Annotated in this window: 10 protein-coding genes and 1 riboswitch; of the genes, 4 read left to right on the top strand and 6 right to left on the bottom strand. The window is 69.7% G+C overall.

Annotation, left to right across the window (positions count from 1 at the left end):
* Positions 1–10 precede the first annotated feature (10 nt).
* Complete coding sequence (locus tag AB0D59_RS30785; protein ID WP_362572226.1) at positions 11–418, top strand: VOC family protein; 408 nt, start codon at positions 11–13, stop codon at positions 416–418.
* Positions 419–491: 73 nt separating this feature from the next.
* Here the strand turns inward: AB0D59_RS30785 and AB0D59_RS30780 are convergent, their stop codons facing one another.
* The gene (locus AB0D59_RS30780; RefSeq protein ID WP_362572223.1) at positions 492–743 is read right to left on the bottom strand and encodes a hypothetical protein; all 252 of its coding nucleotides are present in this window, start codon (positions 741–743) and stop codon (positions 492–494) included.
* A gap of 69 nt (positions 744–812) precedes the next feature.
* A complete protein-coding gene (locus tag AB0D59_RS30775; RefSeq protein ID WP_362572220.1) occupies positions 813–7,388 on the bottom strand; it encodes an RHS repeat-associated core domain-containing protein in 6,576 nt (2,191 codons plus the stop codon).
* A 325-nt stretch (positions 7,389–7,713) separates the two neighbouring features.
* On the opposite strand from AB0D59_RS30775, the gene AB0D59_RS30770 reads away from it, so the two are divergent.
* The 3 genes from AB0D59_RS30770 (at position 7,714) to AB0D59_RS30760 (ending at position 14,740) form a co-directional block, all read left to right on the top strand.
* The gene (locus AB0D59_RS30770; protein WP_362572218.1) at positions 7,714–12,600 is read left to right on the top strand and encodes a LamG-like jellyroll fold domain-containing protein; all 4,887 of its coding nucleotides are present in this window, start codon (positions 7,714–7,716) and stop codon (positions 12,598–12,600) included.
* Positions 12,601–12,715: 115 nt separating this feature from the next.
* The gene (locus AB0D59_RS30765; protein WP_362572215.1) at positions 12,716–13,870 is read left to right on the top strand and encodes an LOG family protein; all 1,155 of its coding nucleotides are present in this window, start codon (positions 12,716–12,718) and stop codon (positions 13,868–13,870) included.
* 159 nt (positions 13,871–14,029) lie between these two features.
* Complete coding sequence (locus AB0D59_RS30760; RefSeq protein WP_362572213.1) at positions 14,030–14,740, top strand: LAETG motif-containing sortase-dependent surface protein; 711 nt, start codon at positions 14,030–14,032, stop codon at positions 14,738–14,740.
* 180 nt (positions 14,741–14,920) lie between these two features.
* Here AB0D59_RS30760 and AB0D59_RS30755 read toward each other — a convergent pair whose 3' ends face one another.
* The 4 genes from AB0D59_RS30755 to rlmN all read right to left on the bottom strand — a co-directional run bounded on the left by AB0D59_RS30755 (position 14,921) and on the right by rlmN (position 19,985).
* The gene (locus AB0D59_RS30755; RefSeq protein WP_362572211.1) at positions 14,921–15,943 is read right to left on the bottom strand and encodes an ABC transporter ATP-binding protein; all 1,023 of its coding nucleotides are present in this window, start codon (positions 15,941–15,943) and stop codon (positions 14,921–14,923) included.
* The gene (locus AB0D59_RS30750; protein ID WP_362572482.1) at positions 15,943–17,541 is read right to left on the bottom strand and encodes an iron ABC transporter permease; all 1,599 of its coding nucleotides are present in this window, start codon (positions 17,539–17,541) and stop codon (positions 15,943–15,945) included. Before AB0D59_RS30750 ends, AB0D59_RS30755 begins: the two co-directional genes overlap by 1 nt.
* Positions 17,542–17,606: 65 nt before the next feature.
* Positions 17,607–18,674, bottom strand: a complete 1,068-nt coding sequence (locus tag AB0D59_RS30745; protein ID WP_362572208.1) for a thiamine ABC transporter substrate-binding protein — start codon at positions 18,672–18,674, stop codon at positions 17,607–17,609.
* Positions 18,675–18,746: 72 nt separating this feature from the next.
* Positions 18,747–18,854: riboswitch (TPP riboswitch) on the bottom strand.
* Between the two features lie 24 nt (positions 18,855–18,878).
* Entirely contained in the window at positions 18,879–19,985 is a 1,107-nt protein-coding gene (gene rlmN, locus AB0D59_RS30740) for a 23S rRNA (adenine(2503)-C(2))-methyltransferase RlmN (protein ID WP_362572205.1), read from the bottom strand.
* Positions 19,986–20,314: the final 329 nt, after the last annotated feature.

Here is a 20,314-nt window from a genome sequence, read left to right as displayed (position 1 = left end):
GAGAGACCCCATGTACCAGCAGATGATCTTCGTGAACCTGGCCACCAACGACGTCGCCGCGTCGCGGAAGTTCTTCACGGAGCTCGGCTACGCGATCAACCCGCAGTTCAGCACCGACGACTGCTCCTGTGTCGTGATCAGCGACACGATCATCGCGATGCTGCTGAGCAAGCAGCGCTACGCCGACTTCACGAAGAAGGAGATCGCGGACTCGACGAAGACCAGCGAGGTGCTGATCTGTCTGAGCGCGGAGAGCCGCGAGAAGGTCGACGAGCTGGTGGAGAAGGCGGTCGCGGCCGGCGGCACGGCGAACGACGACGTCCAGGACCAGGGCTTCATGTACGGCCGCTCCTTCGAGGACCTGGACGGCCACAGCTGGGAGGTCGTGTGGATGGACCCGGCGGCGGTCCAGGGCTGAGCCCGCAAAGCGGAATCCCTGTGCCTGGCATGGGCCGAGCGGACGAGCCCGGCCCATGCGGCTCACGACGCCTTCACGACAGGTCGATCGGCGCCGGATTCCACTTGTACTGCACGTCGTCCTCGTTCTTGAGCAGCACTCCGGCCTGCGCCATGCGGTCAAGAATGTCCAACAGCATGTCTCCCAGCGGATATCCGTCGATCCAGAACATCCGCTTCACCGAGGAGAACTTCTGGTCACGCGGAAAGACGCCCAGAAAGACACCGAGCCGGTACGCCGCGACGTCATCGTCGAGCCAGTCGGCCAGCACATCCTTGAGCTCCATGCCGTCTTCCAGTCTCCAGACCAAGTCCTCACCACCCATGGGTCCGACCGGGCGGTCTGCCCGGCGCCGCTACTCTTCCATGCCTTCGACTTCCGTCAGGAACGCCTGGACCTCCTCCATGGACTGGGCGTCGACGGCCATCCAGTCGCCCTGGGTGGACTGGATCCGCGCGTTGTACTCGTCAGGTGACACGCCGTTCTCGTCCGGCCCGAGCATGACGTGGAACCTGTTATCGCTTTCCGGCCGCGCGTCCAGCCCGCGCGAGGAGAGCACATTGCCCTTGATGGCCCAGAGCGGGTCCTTGGACTGACCGCCCGGGAGCCAGTTCGGCCGTCTCGAGTAGTGCATCTTCATCAGATCGTCCTGGGTGGTCGAGAGACCCGGGGGCGTGCCTCCGTCGTCGTCGACGACGATGTTCCCGTCCTCGTCCAGATTGTCCTCATAGTCCGCTGCCCGGCCTCCCAGGGTGCGTCCGGAGTTGCCCAGCATCGGCTTTCCGTCCGCCCCGGCACGCATCGTGCGGAAGTAGAGGGCACCGGCCGCCGTCACCTTCCACCAGTGGCACTCACCGAAGAACATGCACATGGTGCCGCGTTCGTTCGCCTTGGCCTGTTTGTCGAGTGCCGCGTGCAGCCCGCTCACCTCATCGGCGAACGACTTGGAGCACAGGCCCGGTTTCCCCTTGCACACGTCGTCCCAGGTGCCGACCTCGGTGCCGTACGTGAGCAGCTTGTCGGGCATTTTGTACGTCGCCGCACGGGGGTCGAACATCTTGTCGTAGTGCGTCTTCAGTTCCTTCGCGAACGCCGCGGCCAGCTGCTTGATGTTCGGGGTGTTCGCGCTGAAGCCGAAGTGGGGCGAGATGAAGACGGGATGCGGGTGGTAGTTCGAGCAGTTGTGCGCGTTGCACAGGCTGCCGAAGCCCTGCTCGTCGGCGAGGCTCTGCGAGATCGGCGGGGCGTCCGGCGTGACCGGCACATTCATCGTGGGGTCGGCCCACCAGTTGTCCTCGCCGGTCGGGTCGGACAGGGTCACGGGGTCGTTGCCCGCGTAGTCGTAGCCGGGCAGCTCGTTCGTGTCCATGGACTCGAACACCGGGTCGTCCGACAGGAACCGGCCGGTGTACGGGTCGTACTCCCGGGCCCCGAGGTTGACCAGCGAGGTCGCCGGGTCCGGGGTGCCGCCCACGAAGCCCGTGCCGTTCGGGAACGTGCTCGCGGAGCCGCTGCGAGTCTGGCCGAAGGGCAGGTACTGGCGGCGGGTGACGGACTGGGTCTGGTAGTCGACGGCGAGGGTGTCGGTCCCCTGCCGGTTCGGGATGAGGTACTGGATGTCGCCCGAGCTGGAGCGCTGCGCGATGGTGTGGCCGGCGACCGAGTAGTAGCGGGTGCCCGAGAGGGTGTGGGTCGTCGTGTCCTCGACGATCTGGGCGTTCGCGATGAACAGCGTGGCCTTGCCGGGGTCGGTGCGCAGGAGGAGACCGCCGGCCGCGTCGTACAGATAGCTGGTCGTGCCGCTGCTGGTGGTGTCGGTGGCGAGCTTGCCCTGGTCGTTGAAGGTGAGGTCCTGCTTCCCGGCCGCACCGCCGCTGATGCTCTGGGTGTCGCCCGCCGTGTCGTACGTGTACGAGGCGGTGTTCGCGGCGGCGCCGGGGCCGGTGGCGGTGGTGCTGGTGAGGGTGTGCGGCTGGTCGGTCGAGGAGCCGGCGGGCGGGTAGTTGTAGGTGGTCGTGGTGTCGTCGGCGGTGGTGCCGGTGGTGGCGTGGTCGGTCTGCGTCTTGCGCAGGCCGTCGGCGGTGTAGGTCCAGCTCTGCCAGTACGGGTTCGGGCCGCCGACGGTGCTGCTCGCGCCCGCGGTGGGGACGGCGGCGCAGTCGTCGGTGGCGGTCCAGGCGCTGTTCAGCCGGTCGGCGTAGTCGTAGGCGTAGCACTGGGTGTCGGTGACGGCTCCGCCGTCCTGTGCGTCGCTGACCGCGGTGAGCAGGCCCGCGCCCTTGGAGATCCGCGCATCGCCCCAGGTGTAGCGCGTGTGGTCCACCACGGTGCCGCTCGTGGAGTCCGTGGTCTGGGCGTCCGTCAGCGCGCCCGTCTGCTCGTCGTAGCCGAGGGACAGCGCGACCCAGTCGGTGGAGGGGCCGAAGGTGTACTGCAGCAGCTGGCCCGACTCGGAGTAACCGACGGCGCTGACGTAGGTCCAGGCGTTCGTGCCGCTGCTGCTGAGGCTGGTCGGCTCCCCCACCGTGTCATAGCCGGTGGTGAGTGTCTCGGCCGGCAGACCGCCCTCGGCCGGGTCGGCCTCGGTGGCCAGTGACCCGGTCGGCTTGTAGGTGTAGCCGGTGGTGTAGCCGGCGGCGGGGGCCAGCGCCGCCTCGTCGGCCGGCAGGTTCGCCAGGGTGGTCTTCTCCGCGGCGACCTTGCCCAGCGAGTTGTACGCCAGGGCCGTCGTGGTGACCGAGGGGCTGCCGGTGCCCATCTGGTAGGAGGTGCTGGCGGTGGGCATGCCCTTCTTGAGGGTGTCGTACGTCCACGCGCCGATCTGGTTCGCGGTCGACTGGGCGACGCCTCCGGTGGTGTCGTACGCGCCGGTCTTGCGTCCGTCGCCGTCGTAGCTGTACGAGACCTGCTTGCCGCGCGAGTCGGTGGTGTTGAGCACCAGCCCGCCGTCGTCGAAGGCCGTGGTGCCCGTGCCGCTGTCGGGGTCGGAGGCGGAGGTCTGCCGGCCGAGCAGGTCGTACTTCCAGGACCAGGTGTTGCCGGCGGCGTCGGTCTCCGAGGCCCGGTTCCCGTCCGGGTAGTAGGTGTACTTCGTGTCCGAGTAGTCCGAGGCGGTGTCGTTCACCGGATCGGCGGCCGCACCGGTGTGGTACTCGTACAGGTCCGTGACACGGCCGCGGGCGTCGGTCAGCAGGCTCTGGGCCGTGGCGCCGGACGGCGGGATCGTGGTGGTGAAGTTGCCGCCGTAGACCGTGGTCGTGTGCCAGGTCTCGGAGCCGAGCTTGTACGCGGTGGCGACCGTCCTACGGCCCGCTCGGTCGTACGTGTAGCCGGTCTCCGAGGGGATCTGGCCGTCCTGCGCCTGGACCAGGGTGCCGTCCGGGGCACCGCTCGCGTTGTACGGGCTGGCCGTCTTGGCCACCTGGCCGATGGTGTTGTAGACGGTGTCGCTGACCTCCCGGCTGCCGTCGGGCGTGGGGGTCTGGGTCTCCCGCACCCGCAGCAGCGCGTCGTAGAGCATGGTGGCACTGCGGTAGGTGCCGTCGTCGTTGAGCGACTGGGTGGCGATCGTCGACGGGGCGGTGTTGCTCAGCGTGTAGACGTACTTGGTGACCGGCGAGGTGATGCCGGGGTTGAAGACCTGGGTGAGGCGGCCCAGCGCGTCGTAGGTGCCGGAGGCCTTGTAGCCGGCCGGGTCGGTCACCGACAGCGGGAGGTTGCGCACCTGGTCGTAGGTCTTGACGGTGGCGTAGCCGAGTGGGTCGGTCTCGGTGATGGAGGTCGGTTCCGCACCGGTCGTCGGCGCGTATGTGGTGCGGACCGTGCGCTTGTCGGCGTCGGTCGAGGTGACGGGGCGCCCGTACTGGTCGAGGGTGCTGCTGGCCATCGTCGTGTAGACGGGAGTGGAACCGGTGTAGGAGGTGGCCTTCTGCGTCGAGGTCGGGTCGCCGACGCTCGGGGCCGCGCCCAGGGTGGTGGAGAGGTCGTAGAAGGTCAGGGTGTCGGAGACCGCGTCCTTCGGCAGTGTCGGCGTGGTGTCGCAGTCGACGGACACCGTGCGGACCTCGTCGGCGGTGTCCAGGATCCACTTCGCGGTGTTGTCCGCGTAACTGGTCGTCGTGCACAGGTCGTCGGCCGTGGTGGAGACGTCGCCGCGGTCGTCGGTCTTGGTGACGCGACCGTACGCGTCATGGGTGAAGGCCGTCTCGGTCACCTGGGTGCCGCCGGCGGTCAGCGGGGTGTAGACCTTGCTGTCCGCGGCGCCGGTGAGGAACGCCTGCTGGTCGGGCAGCCCGGAGACCACGTGGGTGGCGGTGGCGGCCGACGTCCACGGGGTGGTGACGGCGTCGCTGACCACCTTGCCGCTGCCACTGCCGTTGTACGTGATCGACTCGTACGTCTGGCCGGCGAACTGGTTGGAGTCCTTGACCGGGGCGTCGCCGCGCGAGTCCGTGATGCTCACCGAGCGGGTCGCGCCGCCGGGCAGAGTGTCGCCGTCCATGCCGCGGAAGAACGTGGTGTCGGTCTGCGTGACGGGATCGGGGGCGGTACCCGTGGTGACCGTCATGCCCTGGTAGCCGCGCCACTGGTTCCAGGTGCGCTGCGACGACTTCGTCAGCGGGTTGGTGTCGTAGTGCCAGGCGCCGCCGCCGATGGGGGTGTAGTGGGTGGCGATGGTGTCGTTGACGCCGCCACCGGTGGGGTCCTGCTGGGTGACGCCGGTGACGATGAACTTGTTGAACCAGTCCATGACCGGGCTGGTCTGCCCGGTGGGCGTCCAGTACTCCGGGTAGCACCGCTTGGTGTTGGTGCTCGGGTCGGACGGGGTGCCGGAGGCGCAGTCGGGCGCGGAGTAGCCGACGTTGATGATCGCGCCGGTCTCGGTGGTGATCGTGTTGAGCCGGTGGCGGGTGATGGGCGGGTAGCCGTTGGTGACGTTCACCCGGTTCGACAGCGGTGTGCCGGTGAAGGTGACGGGCTTCATGGCGATCGGCGCGGTGGAGCCGCCGCCGGTGGTGTCCTGGCCGGTGTGCACCAGGGTGGACAGCCACAGCGCCGGAGAGGTCGAGTCACCCGTCGCCGGGAACGAGTACGTGAAGTCCCACTTGTCGACGTTGGTCTCGGTGGTGCCGGACAGCGCCTGCGTCTGCACCGTGCTCAGTTCGTACTCGGACCAGAAGGTGGGCGAGTTGACGCTGCAGGAGGCGCCGCTGGCGCAGTTCAGGTCGTACGGGACGTCCGGCCAGTCCGTGGCCGTCGACGAGGACAGCGTGGAGGTCGTACAGCCGGTCGCGGACGTCTTGCAGCGGCCGTTGTAGGTGAAGTTGACCTGTGCGGCGGGGCTGGTCGTGTAGACGGAGTTGTCGCGCTGGCCGTACTGGATGCGGGTGAGGCGGGAGTCCCTGCTGTACGGGGTGTTCGCGGTGGTGCCGAGATCGCGCGCGTAATAGGCCGTGTCGACCGTGTAGAAGGAGGACATCACGTCGCCGTGCGTGTCCTTCACGTAGTCCAGGTTCCAGCGGTAGGCCTGCTGGCACCAGGAGCTGGAGAACGTGGCGTTGTAGCAGGGCTGGCCCGACGCGGTGGCGTAGACGGGCTCGGTCAGCACGGAGTTCGTCTTGGTGTTGCCCGTGGCCCAGCCGGGCAGCTCGTCGAGGCCGAAGGTGTACTGGGTGCCGTCGTCGGTGGTGACCCGGAAGTACTCACCGTTCTGCGCGCCGTTGTTCGCGCCGGTGAGGTACTCGACCTTCTCGTTGGAGTCGCCGGCCGGGTGGTACGTGCCCGTCTTGTCGTCCTTGATGAGCGTGGACGTCTGGCCGTTGAGCGAGAGCGTCAGCTGGTTGTCGTCCGACCAGCAGTAGTCCCGGGTCTTGGTGCTGCCCGCGGGGTTCTCGTTGCAGGACTTGTACGAGCGCTCGACGAAACTGGCCGGGAGGCCGAAGCCGTCACCGACGACGGAGGCCTGGTTGTTGGTGGAGGAGATGAGACCGTCGACCGCCTGGGAGTTGTAGCTCAGCCCGAGCTTCGGCGCCATGCCGCCGGGCACGCCGGGGACGGATATCGGGTACGACCACTCGAAGGCGTCGGAGCTGCCACCGGCCTGCCAAGAACCGGACGGACTCAGCGAGGTGGCCGAGAAGTCGCCGCCTCCGCCGCCGCTGTCCGAGGTCGCCGCCAGCACCGCGCCCTGGGTCTGCAGCGCGGCCGCCTCGGCTTCGGGCGCGGTGAGTTGCCGGGAGCCGGTGGTCCGCGCGCCCGGCAGATTCACGTCGGCGTGCAGGGTGTGGCCGCGCGTGTCGTTGTGGGAGACCAGCGGCGTCTGGGTGCGGCAGGAGCGGACCTCGGGGGTGGTCAGTGCGCAGGCGGGCAGTTGCACCAGGCGCAGGCGGGAGGCGAAGTCGCCGCCGAACGCTCCCGCGTACGCGGAGTAGTCCAGGCTCACCGCGACCTTGCCGCCCGTCGGGCTGGCCATGGCACCGGCGGTGGGGGCGGTGCTCCTGAGGTTCAGCAGCACGCCGCGCACGCCCGCGGCGGTGGCGGACCGGTGAGAGAGCAGCCGGACCTGGACCCGGGCGGGGGCACCGCTGTGGCCGGCTCGCCCGATCCGTACCGGGAGCGAGCCCGCGGTCCTGCCGCCCGTCTGCGGAACGGCGAGGGTGGCCGTGCCGGCGGGCCAGCCGACCTTCGGGGTCCGGTAGGCCGGCATGTGCCGGGGTGCACGGTAGTGCGAGTGCACCGGGTGCACGGCAACGGGCTTGGAGCGCGGCGGGGTCGGGGCGTGCCGGGGAGTGGCTGCCGCCGCCAGCGGGCCCGTACCCGGCAGGGAGAGTGCCAGTACGGCGGCCACGAGTGCCACGATGCGGCCGCGTCCGAACTGCCCGCCGCGTCCTGGTCTTATGGCCGGTATCGCCCACGCTCTGGTGCCTGTCACGGTCCCGCCCCCCGCACATCGCCTGTGCTGCCGCTGTCTGTTCGAAACGAGCGGGAACGTATCCCGGCGGCGATACCGACGTGATCACGCGAACCTGTTCATGGGCATTTCTTTGAGAAATCCATGAGATCGAAAATGGGCGGTATTGCAGTCAAGTTCGCTCAATCCTGGTCTCTTCTCCACTGGTCGGAAGGGGGTGGCACTTCCTACTTTCGACTGCTGTCCCTCGGGATCAGCAACCAAAGGATTCTTCATGCCACTTCACCGCATGCGCGGCGGCCGCCATAGATCGTCCCGCGCACGACGGGCCACACTGACCGGACTTGTGGCGTTGGCCGTCGCGGTCGGCGTCGTGCCCGCGCAGGCAGTCTCCGCCAGTCGCGGCGCTCCGCCGGGCAAGCCCGGAGCCGTACGGGCCAGTCATCCGGTGAAGGACCCCGACCTCCCCACGCTGCCGGACGGCTTCGGTCCCACCCCGGCGGAGCGCCGGGCCATGGAGCGGGCCGGCGCTGCCGCGCGGCGGAGCGGGAGCAAGGTCGCTGTCGGTGCGTTGACGAGTCCGGTGCAGCAGGTGCGGGCGCTGCCCGAGGGCGGCTTCGAACTGGACAGCAACCCCAAGCCCGTACGCACCGAGCGGAACGGCCGCTGGGTGCCCGTGGACCTTCGGCTGCACACCGCCGCGGGCGGACGCCTGGCACCGACCGCGACCGCGTACGGCAGTGTCTCGTTCTCCGCGGGCGGCAACGCTCCGCTGGTCAGCACCCGTTACGGGGACACGACCGTGTCCGTCGCCTGGCCCGGACGGCTGCCAGCCCCGGTCGTGAAGGGCACCACGGCCACGTACCGCTCGGTCCTTCCCGGTGTGGACCTGGTGGTGGCGCCGACCGAGGCCGGAGGGTTCACCGACACCCTGGTGGTCAAGAACAGGTCGGCGGCCGCCGATCCCGCGCTGAAGGCCCTGAAGTTGGGCACCACGGTCAGGGGAGGCCGGCTGCGCGGCGCCCCGGACGGCGGGCTGAGCCTGCTGGACACCCACGGCCACGATGTGATGGACGCCCCGGCCGCGCAGATGTGGGACTCCGACACCACCCTGCGGCCCACGGGAAGCAGTGCTCGCAGGACCGCGGGCGCCAAGGTCGCGGCGGACGCCTCGGACGCCGCCCATCCGGGACTGGCCGCCCGCCAGGCGCCGGTCGCCCTGCACGCATCCGCCAACGCGCTCACCCTGACACCGGACACGCGGCTGCTGAGGGGCGGTAGGACCGTGTTCCCGGTGTACGTGGACCCGACGTTCAACTGGCACCCGTACGACCCGGCCGCCCCGCACTTCGACGAGATCAAACAGGGCTGCCCCAACACCTCGTTCTACGACAAGACCGACGCGCTGTCCGACTCCGGCCGGCTGGGCGTGGGCTACAACGGCTGGTCGGAGGGCGACTGCGCCGCCGGCAGCGAGCACGCGCTGTACCAGTGGAAGCTGTCCTCCACCCTGTACGGGGCGCACATCGACACCGCGACCGTGAACGCCACCGAGGTCTACTCCGCCTCCTGCTCCAGCAGCTACACCGTCGACCTGCACTGGTCCGGCGGCTTCGGCAAGGGGACCGACTGGTCGAACCGGCCCGGCTTCAACAGCTACTCCACCTCGGCCTCGTACGCCCGCGCCTGGAACCCCACCTTCTGCCCGTCCAACGGCGACGTCACCCACGGGCTGAACGTGCTCACCCCGATCAGGTCCGACGCGGCCGGGCACTCCTCCACCTTCGCCGTCACGCTGAAGGAGGACTCCGCCGAGAGCTCCCACAGCGCGTCGGGCTTCTCGCGCTTCACCGACAACCCCAGCCTGGAGATCTTCTACAACACCATCCCGAGCGTGCCGGCCGTAAGCACCATGTCCGCGGTGTCCGGCGCGCACTCGGCGGGCTGCGACACCACCTCCCCGTACCCGTACATGGGCAAGACCGTCGCCTCCACCCCGCCGGTGCTCAAGGCCAAGGTCAGCGACGGTGACGGCGACAAGCTGCGGACCACCTTCCAGTACTGGGTCGACGGCTCCACCACCAAGGCCACCGGGCTCAGCGGCGACAACCTCGCCAGCGGCAGCTTCGCCACCTTCTCGCTGCCCTCCAGCTTCACCAGCGCCCTGACGAACGGAAAGATCGTCGACTGGCAGGCGAAGGTCACCGACGGCGAGGACACCTCCGCCTACTCCTCGATCTGCCACTTCGTCGCCCAGCCCACCGCCCCCGACGAGCCGACCGTCACCTCGGAGAACAGCCTCTACCCCGACACCGACAACGGGGGTGCGGCCGGTGCGGTGGCGGGCACCGCGGGCACCTTCGACGTGGCCACGAGCGGCGGCGCCAGCGCGACGAAGTTCGTCTACTCGCTCGACGTCGGACTCGACCCCACCGTCACCCCGGCGGCCTCCCAGACCGTCCCCGCCAGCGGCAACGCGGCGAGGGTGACCGTCACTCCGTACGCGCCCGGCCCGCACACCCTGTACGTCTACGCCATCGACGCGGCCGGTGACTTCTCCGCCACCCACCCGTACCGCTTCCTGGCCACGGGCCACACCGCCACCACCTGCACGAGCCTGACCGCCTGCTACAACAACACCGGCATCAGCGCCGACGCCACCCCGTCGCAGGCCGACATGGACGGCACCGGCGGCAGCTACTCCGCCACCGACCTGAACAACGTCGGCTGGACCTCCGGCGGGAAGGTCACCGTCGACGGCGCCACGTTCACGCTGCCCGCCTTCGGGTCCGGGCAGAGGGACAACGTGCTGGCCGCCAACCAGACCGTCACCTACAGCGGCTCCGGCAACGCGCTGGAGTTCCTGGCCTCGTCCTCGTACTCCAACGCCACCGACCCCGGCGCCATCGACGGCCAGGCGACAGCGCCGTACGTGCCCGCCGGAAGTTCCGTGACCGGCAGCTACTGCTTCACCGGGACCACACCTGACGGGCCGTGCGCCGCGACCGGCACCATCAACTACACGGACGGCACCTCCGCCTCGTACGCCCTGACCGTGCCCGGCTGGACGGTCGCTGACGACTCGATCGCCGCGGTGATCCTTCCGCACCGCAACAACCCCAGCGGACAGACCGCGAGCAAGCGGCGCCTGTACGCGTTCTCCGTGCCCCTCGACCCGGCCAGGACCATCGCGTCAGTCACCCTGCCCGACGTCGGCAACCGCATCGGCAACCACACGCCCTCGCTGCACATCTTCTCCCTCGCGACGCGCAACACCACGGCTCGTACGGCAGAGTCCAACGGCACCAGCGTGGCCGCACCGAGCGGCCAGACCTGGACCGGCGCCTGGGCCAGCCCCATCGAGGGGGAGGACGGCTCCATGGGGCCGTACGGCAACCAGACCTTCCGGATCGCGCTGCGCCCCTCCGTCTCGGGCAACACCGTGCGGATCAAGCTCGACAACGCGCTGGGGTCCTCGAAGCTGGCCATCGGACACGCCACCGTCGCCACGTCGTCCGACACCACGCCCAATCCCGCCGAGCCCTCGTCGGTGCCCGTCTCCACCCCGACCTCGCTGACCTTCTCCGGCAGCCAGAGCGTCACCGTGCCGGCCGGCGGCATGATCTACAGCGACCCGCTGCCCTTCACCGTGACCCGGAACAGATTCCTGCTCGTCTCGTACTACCTGACGAATTCGATCACCGCGATCGTCGGGCACTCGCTGGCCGACTCCGGGCTCGAGTACCTGGCCGACCCCGGCACCGGCGACAACACCGCCAACACGACCGGGACCCCGTTCACCACCTCCAAGTGGGGAGGTACCCCGGTCACGGACCTGCTCACCGGCGTCGACGTCACGACCGCCGGCGCCGCCACCCTCGGCATCGTCGGGAACGGCGAGATCGACATACCGCGCGCCAACTCCTTCCCGAGCGGCACGCAGACCGACGACGTGCTGCAGCGCGCCGACGCCTCCAGCGGCCGGTCCTACGGCGAAATCACCGAAAGCATCTCCTCGAACCAGATCATGAGCGACTACGCCGACGGCACTCCCCCCACCACCGGCCCCTCGCTCCTGTCCCGGATCGACCGCGACCTGCTCGATCAGCCCGGCATGAACAGCGTCCTCCTCTACGAGGGACTCGAAGACGTACTCGAAGGCGGTCGCACAGACGTCGACCTGGAGACCAACGGCTACACGGCCCTCGTACAGCAGCTGACCGCCTGGGGCATAGGCACGACCGTGAGCACACTCACCCCGTGCGACGGCTACACGGGCGGCGGCTCATCGACGTCGTCCCCTGTGAACGACCCCTGCACCACGACCGTCGATCAGTACCGCTCGGCGGTGAACGACTGGCTGCGCAGCTACAACCTCGGTGGATGGTGGGACACCCCGCCCGTCTTCGTCACCGACATCGACTCGGCCCTGGCCACGATCGACACCACGAACGGCGAGGAGAAGTTGGCGCCCGGCGCGGACAGCTTCGACCACGTCAACCCGAAGCCGGCGGGCATCGGTGCCATCGTCGGCGCCTACGACTCGCCGCACAACACCTGGAACCTGGACGACGGCGACGGCTACACCTTCGCCAACGACACCGCGCCCACCGACACCGCCTACGCGATGCCCGATCCCACCGTGGGCAACAATCCGCTCACCCTGAGCGGCGGCACCACCTGGACTTCCGACGCCACCCACGGTGAGGTGCTGAGCCTCGACGGGACCAGCGGCTACGCCGCCTCCGGCACCAGCGCGCTGAACACGACCGGCAGCTACTCCGTCTCCGCGTGGGTCGACCTGTCCTCCCTGCCCAACCACAACGCCACCATCGCCGCCCAGGACGGCAGCCAGACCAGCCCCTTCATGCTCCAGTACAACGACACCTACAACGGCACCCCCGGCTGGTCGTTCAGCCTCAGCAAGAGCGACACCGCCGGCGCCGGCTTCTGGAACGCCTACGCCGCCGGCGCCACCGCGGGCACCTGGACACATCTCCTCGGCACCTACGACGCCACCACCCAGACAGCCGAGCTGTACGTCAACGGCGTCCTCGCGGCCACCGTCACCGGTGCCACCTCCTGGAGTTCCTCCGGTGCCTTCACCGTCGGCCGAAGCCAGTACAACGGCGCAGCCACCGACTTCGTATCCGGCGCCGTCAGCCACGTCCAAGCCTGGAACTACGCCCTCACCCCCGAGGAGGCCGACGCGCTGAACCGGCAGCTGCTGTGACGCCGGCCCAGCACCACTGATCGCCCCTCGCTGCCCAGAGACGTCCGTCTCTGGGCAGCGAGGGGCATGCGGGACGGCCCCGCGGCAGTCCTGGGCTGACACCTACAGTGGGCGGGTGCATCCGACACCCGCCCAGCCGAACCCCCCGCAGCCCCGGCCCGCGCCGCAGCACCGGGCCGCCCGCGACCGTGAGATCGAGTCCCTCGCCGAGTTCGACGAGGTCGTCGCCGCGCACGGCACGCTCGCCCAGTACCGCGTCCAGGCCGTCGATCTGACGGGCCGTACGGACGTCCTGCTGACCACCGACACCACCGGCGCCGTCTTCCTCGGGTGCCCGATGTCCCCCGAGGCCGCCGCCCGGGCCGGGGCGTCCGGCGCCCTGGTGTTCCCGCCGGTCCCGGACCTCCCCTTCGATCCCTACCGCGCCTTCGTCTACACGCCCGACGAACTGTTCGACTCGCTCGACGCGGGCTACGAGGCGACCCCGGACGCCCGCTCGTACGCCTGGTTCCAGCAGACCAAGGCTGACGGCGACATATTCGGCTCGATGCTGCGCTCGATCCACGACGACGCGGTCTCCGACGCACTGGACGAACTCCTCGTCGGCGCCCGGGTGGTGGGCGTGATGGGCGGCCACGCGATGGCGCGCGGCACGGCGGAGTACGCCGGTGCCGCCCGGCTCGGCCGGGAGCTGGCGCGGGCCGGGTTCACGGTGGCGACCGGCGGCGGCCCGGGCGCGATGGAGGCGGCGAACCTGGGCGCGTACGCGGCCCCCTTCGACGACGGGATGCTGGAGGAGGCCCTGGAACTCCTCGCCAAGGCGCCGTCGTTCCGGCCGTCCGTCACCGACTGGGCGCGCGCCGCCTTCGAGGTCCGCGAGCGCTGGCCGGACGGCGGTCCGTCGGTCGGCATCCCCACCTGGTTCTACGGCCACGAGCCGCCGAACGCCTTCGCCGCGCACATCGCCAAGTACTTCGCCAACGCCACCCGTGAGGACGGCCTGCTGGCCCGCTCCAACGCCGGTGTGGTGTTCCTGCCGGGCGCCGCCGGGACCGTCCAGGAGATCTTCGACAACGCGACGCCCAACTACTACGAGTCACGGGGCGAGCCGACCCCGATGGTGCTCGTGAACGAGGCGCACTGGAGCGAGTGGCTGCCGGCTTGGCAGCTGCTGACCGCGCTTGCCCAGGACCGGCCGATGGCGTCCCGTATCGCCCTGGTTGACCGGATCGAGCAGGCTTCTGAAGCACTGAAACGTCTCAGCAATTAATAAGCAGGCAAAGTCAACGCCCGTGGACCGCATATGCATTGACACTACTTACGGCACACTTATAGACCTGTGAGCCTCCTGGGGTTGCTGATGCCTCACCTCGCGTTGCGTCAACTCCCCCACAAGCCCCCCGCAGTTATGCACTCATTAAGGACAAACGTGTCCATATCCCGCCGCAGTGCACGTCGTTCCGTGCGCATCCTGGGTGTTGCCTCCGCGTCCGCGGCGCTGGCCCTGGGCGTCTCCAGCAGCGCCTTCGCGTGCAACATCTCCGAGTTCTCCGCCGAAGCCACCTGCGACGGCTCCAACGGTGTCATCACGGTCACCGACCAGGACGCCTCGGGTACTCCGGCCACCATCAGCGTCTTCCTCGAGAGCAACGGTGCCGACGCGAAGCAGGTCGGCGACGCGCAGTCCGTGAAGGGCTCCAAGGAAGGTACGAAGGTCACCTTCTCCGAGGACTGGGCGCCCAACGCGACGTACCGCGTCCGCGTCAAGGTCGACAGCGGTAACATCCACATCGACAGGGACATCACGCCCAACCTGACGACCCCGTCGACCGCCTGCAAGTCCGACGAGAGCTCCAGCCCCTCCCCGTCGGAGTCGGCCACGCCGTCGCCGTCGGAGTCCGCGTCCACCCCGGCCGAGTCCGACTCCCCGACTCCGTCGGCCTCGGAGAGCAGCAGCACCGCTCCGGCGGGCGCGTCGGACAACGCCCCGTCCCCGGCGGTCGGTGAGTCCAACCTCGCCGAGACCGGTGCCAACTCGAACACCGGTCTGATCGCCGGCGTCGCGGGCGCGCTGGTCGTGGTCGGCGGCGGCGCCGTGTGGTTCGGCATGCGCCGTCGTGGGGCGAACAGCGGAAGCTGACGCACCCGCCTTCGTACACCGCTTTCGTACACCGTCGAGGCCCGTCCCCGTATCCCCGGGGGACGGGCCTCGGCCGTGTCCTGAAGAGCCTCGGCCCAGTAGGCCGCAGTCCTGTACGCCTCGGTCCTGTACGCCTCGGTCCTGTACGCCTCGGTCCTGTACGCCTCAGTCCTGTACGCCTCAGTCCAGTACGACGGTCTCCGCCGCGTCGAACTCGACGCCCACCGCGTCCCCGGCCTCCGGGGCCTCCCGCAGCGCGCAGGCCGCCTCGAGGCGCGGGCCGTCCTGGGGCTGGAGGTGGACGGTGACATGGGTGCCCTGGAAGGTGCGGGCGGTCACCGTGCAGGGCAGCCCCGCGTCGGCCGCCACGAGCCGTACGCCCGCGGGCCGTACCAGTACGGTGCGCGGCCCCTGAGGCGCGTTCTCGGGCAGCGGCAGCTTCCCCCAGGGCGTCACCGCGGCCGAGCCCTCGACGGTCGCCGGGACCACGTTGCCGAAGCCGAGGAAGCGCGCCACGAACTCGTCGGCCGGCCGCTGCCAGACATCGAGGGGCGTGCCGGACTGGGCGATCCGGCCGTCCCGCATCACCACCACCCGGTCGGCCAGCGCGAAGGCCTCACCCTGGTCATGGGTGACCGCGAGCACGGTCGTGCCCAACCTGCCGAACAGCTCCCGCAGTTCGACCACCAGCCGCTCCCGCAGCGAGCGGTCGAGCTGTCCCAGCGGTTCGTCGAGCATCAGCAGCCGGGGCCGGGGCGCCAGCGCCCGCGCGAGCGCCACCCGCTGCTGCTCACCGCCGGAGAGCCCGGCCACCGCCCGCCGGGTGGCCCCCGGCAGCCCCACCAGTTCCAGCAACTCGCCGACACGCTCGGCCTGTTGCCCCTTGCCGTCGCCGCGCATCCGGAGCCCGAAGGCCACGTTCCCGCCCACGTCCCGCTGCGGGAACAGCTGATGGTCCTGGAACATCAGCCCGACCCCCCGCCGGTGGGCCGGTACCCGCGTCTGGTCCTGCCCGTCGAGCAGCACCCGCCCCGTGTCCGGCGGTTGCAGCCCCGCCACCACCCGCAGCAGCGTCGACTTGCCGCTCCCGCTGGGCCCGAGCACACACACCACCTCGTGCTCGGCGACCTGGAGGTCCACGGCGTCGAGCACGGCCCGCCCGCCGAACCGCACGGTGGCCTGCTCCAGTTCGAGAAGTGCCATCAGAACTCCCCCGTCCGGTCGGTCCGCAGTCGCTCCAGCACCAGCAGCGCCACCGCGCACACCACCATCAGAATCGTGGAAAGGGCCATCGCCTGGCCGTAGTTGAGATCACCGGGGCGGGACAGCAACCGCGCCACGGCCACCGGCAGCGTCGGGTTGTCCGGCCGCGCGATGAACACGGTCGCCCCGAACTCCCCCAGCGACACCGCGAAGGCGAACCCGGCCGCGACCAGCAGCGCCCGCCGCACCATCGGCAGATCGACCTCCCGCCACACCCGCCACGGCGAGGCCCCGAGCACGGCCGCCGCCTCCCGCAGCCGTTCGTCCACGGCACGCAGCACGGGCAGCATGGTCCGTACGACGAACGGCACCCCGACCAGTGCCTGGGCGAGTGGCACCAGGATCCAGGACTGCCTGAGGTCCAGCGGCGGCTTGTCGAGGGCGATCAGGAACCCGAACCCGACGGTCACCGCGGACACCCCGAGCGGCAGCATCAGCAGCGCGTCGAAGCCCCGTACCAGCCGCCCCGCGTCCCGCCGGGCCAGCGCGGCGGCGGCGAGCCCGCCGATCACCACGGCGATGGCGGTGGCGGCGACGGCGTATTCGAGCGAATTGACCACCGACTGGACGGGCGCGACCAGGAAGGTGCCCCCGTCGGCGTCGCCCAGCGCCCTGTAGTAGCCGAACCCCCCGTCGAGCGACCGCCGTACCAGCACAGCCAGCGGCAGCACGAGGAGCACGGTGATGGTGGCGAGGACCGCGCCGAGCAGCGCCCACTGCCCGGCGCCGCGCGGCCGGCGTGCCGTCACCGACGGGTCCACCAGCCGCAGCACGCTCTCCCGCCGCCGTACCGTCCACGCGTACACGGCGAGGATCGCGCCGACCGCGACGAACTGCACGATCGTGAGGACGGCGGCCGTGGAGAGGTCGAAGATCTCGGAGGTCTGCCGGTAGATCTCCACTTCGAGGGTGGAGAAGGTCGGCCCGCCGAGGATCTGGACCACGCCGAAGGACGTGAAGGTGAACAGGAAGACCATCAGCGCGGCGGCGGCCACGGCGGGCGCCAGCGCGGGCAGGGTGACCTTCCGCCAGGCGCCCACCGGCGAGACGCCGAGCATCCGCGCGGCCTCCTCCTGCCGTGGGTCCAGTTGGGCCCACAGCCCGCCCACGGTCCGTACGACGACCGCGTAGTTGAAGAAGACATGCGCGAGCAGGATGGCCCAGACGGTGGTGTCCAGTCGTACGCCCCACAGCCCGTCCAGCAGTCCGCCGCGGCCGACCAGCGCCAGGAACGCCGTACCGACCACCACCGTCGGCAGCACGAACGGCACCGTCACCACGGCCCGCAGCACCTGCTTGCCCGGGAAGTCCAGGCGGGCGAAGACATAGGCGGCCGGCAGCGCCACCAGCAGGGTGAGCGCGGTGGAGGCGAGCGCCTGCCAGGTGGTGAACCACAGGACGTGCCGGATGTCGGACCCGCCGACGACGTCGGCGATCCGCCCGAACCGCCACACCCCGTCGACCTTCAGCCCGCGCGTGACGATCGCCACGACCGGCCACGCGAAGAAGACGGCGAAGAACGCGACGGGCACGGCCATCAGGCCGAGCCGCGCCACGCTCCCGCGCCTGGCGGCTGCTTGCGCACGAGCTGTTTGCGTACGTGCTACTTGAGTACGAGTGACGTCCACGTCTTGACCCACTGGTCACGGTTGGCGGCGATCTTGTCGGGCGCCATGGTCTCGGGGTCCTTCGCGGCGGGACCGTACTTCGTGAACTCGGCGGGCACCGCGGCCCCCTTGACCACCGGGTACACGAACATGTTCAACGGCATGTCCTCCTGGAACTCCTTGGAGACCAGGAAGTCGACGAGCGCCTTGCCGCCCTTGGTGTTCTTGGCGTTGCTCAGCAGCCCGGCGAACTCGATCTGCCGGAAGCAGGTGCCGGTCGCTACTCCGGTGGGCGCGGTGCTGGGCCTGGGGTCGGCGTAGATGACCTCGGCGGGCGGGGAGGAGGCGTAGGACACGACGAGCGGACGGTCGCCCTTCGCCTTCTTGCCGCCGGCCGAGCCGGAGAACTCCTCGTCGTAGGCCTGCTCCCAGCCGTCGACGACCTTGACGCCGTTGTCCTTGAGCTTCTTCCAGTAGCCCTGCCAGCCGTCGTCGTACTGGGCGGCGCTCCCGAGCAGGAATCCCAGCCCCGGCGAGGAGGTGGCCGCGTTCTCGGTGACGAGGAGGTTCTTGTACTGCGGCTTGACGAGGTCGGCGTAGGAGGCGGGCGGGGTCAGCTTGTGCTTGCTGAAGTAGGCCTTGTCGTAGTTGACGCAGATGTCGCCGTAGTCGATGGGGGTGACCCGGTGCTTGCCCGCGTCGAGTTGGTAGTCCGTGCCGACCTGGTCGAGGCCCTTGGCCCGGTACGGCTGGAAGAGACCGTTGTCGAGGGCGCGGGAGAGCAGGGTGTTGTCGACGCCGAAGAAGACGTCGCCCTGCGGGTTGTCCTTGGTCAGGATCGCCTTGTTGACGGCCTGGCCGGCGTCGCCGTCCTTGAGGACGTTCACCTTGTAGCCGGACTGCTTCTCGAAGTCCTGGAGCACGGTCTTGGAGACGGCCCATGAGTCGTGGCTGACCAGGGTGACGGTCTTGGAGTCGGCCTCGGAACCCGACGACGACGAACACGCGGACAGCGTGACGAGACCGAGCCCGACGGCCGCGGCCAAGAAGGTCCTTGTGTGCACTGGTGATTTCCTCCTGGGGTGGACCAGGAAGAGACGCGGCCCTGCCCGCGGTGTGCGGACAGGGCGCAACAGCTTGAGTGATGACCGAACTTCCTACCCAGAATGACCTGGGCGAGGTTCAGAGGGTCTGCGGCCCGATTGCCGCACTCTCAGCGCTGTGGCGCTCCCCTGTCGGAATATGAAGATGTACCTACGGCCCTCAGATTACCGCTCGGTGGCCGCGAGCTGACCGCAGGCTCCGTCGATCTCCTGACCACGGGTGTCCCGGACGGTGACGGGCACACCGTGCGCGGCGATCGCCTCGACGAACGCCTTCTCGTCCTCGGGCCGGGAGGCGGTCCACTTCGAGCCCGGGGTCGGGTTCAGCGGGATGAGGTTGACGTGCACGGGCTTGCCCTTGAGCAGGCGGCCCAGCCGGTCCCCTCGCCACGCCTGGTCGTTGATGTCGCGAATGAGGGCGTACTCGATCGACAACCGCCGCCCGCTCTTCTCGACGTACTCGAACCCGGCGTCGAGCACCTCGCGCACCTTCCACCGCGTGTTCACGGGGACGAGGGTGTCGCGCAGCTCGTCGTCGGGGGCGTGCAGGGAGATCGCGAGCCGGCACTTGAGGCCCTCGTCGGCGAACCGGTGGATGGCCGGCACGAGCCCGACCGTCGACACGGTGATCCCGCGCTGCGAGAGACCCAGCCCGTCCGGGGCCGGGTCGGTCAGCGCCCGGATGGCGGTGACGACCCGCTTGTAGTTGGCGAGCGGCTCGCCCATCCCCATGAACACGATGTTGGAGAGCCGCGCCGGACCGCCGGGCACCTCCCCGTCCCGGAGCGCCCGCATCCCGTCCACGATCTGGTGGACGATCTCCGCGGTGGACAGATTCCGGTCGAGGCCCGCCTGCCCGGTCGCACAGAACGGGCAGTTCATCCCGCACCCCGCCTGCGAGCTGATGCACATGGTCACCCGGTCCGGGTAGCGCATCAGCACGGACTCGACGAGCGTGCCGTCGAACAACCGCCACAGCGTCTTGCGCGTCGTCCCCTCGTCGGTCGACAGATGCCGGACGACGGTCATCAGCTCGGGGAACAGCGCGTCCCGCAGCCGGTCACGAGAGCCGGCCGGGATGTCCGTCCACTGCTCGGGCTCGTGCGCGTACCGCGCGAAGTAGTGCTGCGCGAGCTGCTTGGCGCGGAACGGCTTCTCACCGATCTCGGCCACCGCGTCCTTGCGCTCGGCAGGCGTGAGGTCAGCAAGATGCCGCGGCGGCTTCTTGGCTCCGCGCGGCGCGACAAAAGTAAGTTCTCCGGGCTTAGGCATGGCCTTACCAGTGTCGCAGATCAATTCCGGTGGCCCGTGCCCGAAGGTGCGCGGAGTGGACCCGGCCCGTGTCCCGGTGCTCAGTTCGTGGCGCTGTCCGGGCTTCCGAGATCGAGCCGGTGCGCAGGGCCGGGGCCATAGGTGGTCGTCAGCGTGGGGGGTCATCCACCGGGCCGTGGTGCCCGGGCTAACTGGGGAATGACCGCCTTCCCGCACGTTTCGACCGCCTCCGTCACCACGTCACCACGTCACCACGTCACCACGTCACCACGTCACCACGTCACCACGTCACCACGTCACCACGTCACCACGTCACCACGTCACCAACG

This window comes from Streptomyces sp. NPDC048417 (assembly GCF_040651615.1).
Lineage (GTDB): Bacteria > Actinomycetota > Actinomycetes > Streptomycetales > Streptomycetaceae > Streptomyces.
The sequence above is the reverse complement of the archived record's forward strand: the minus strand, read 5'-3'. Positions and strand labels throughout refer to the sequence as shown.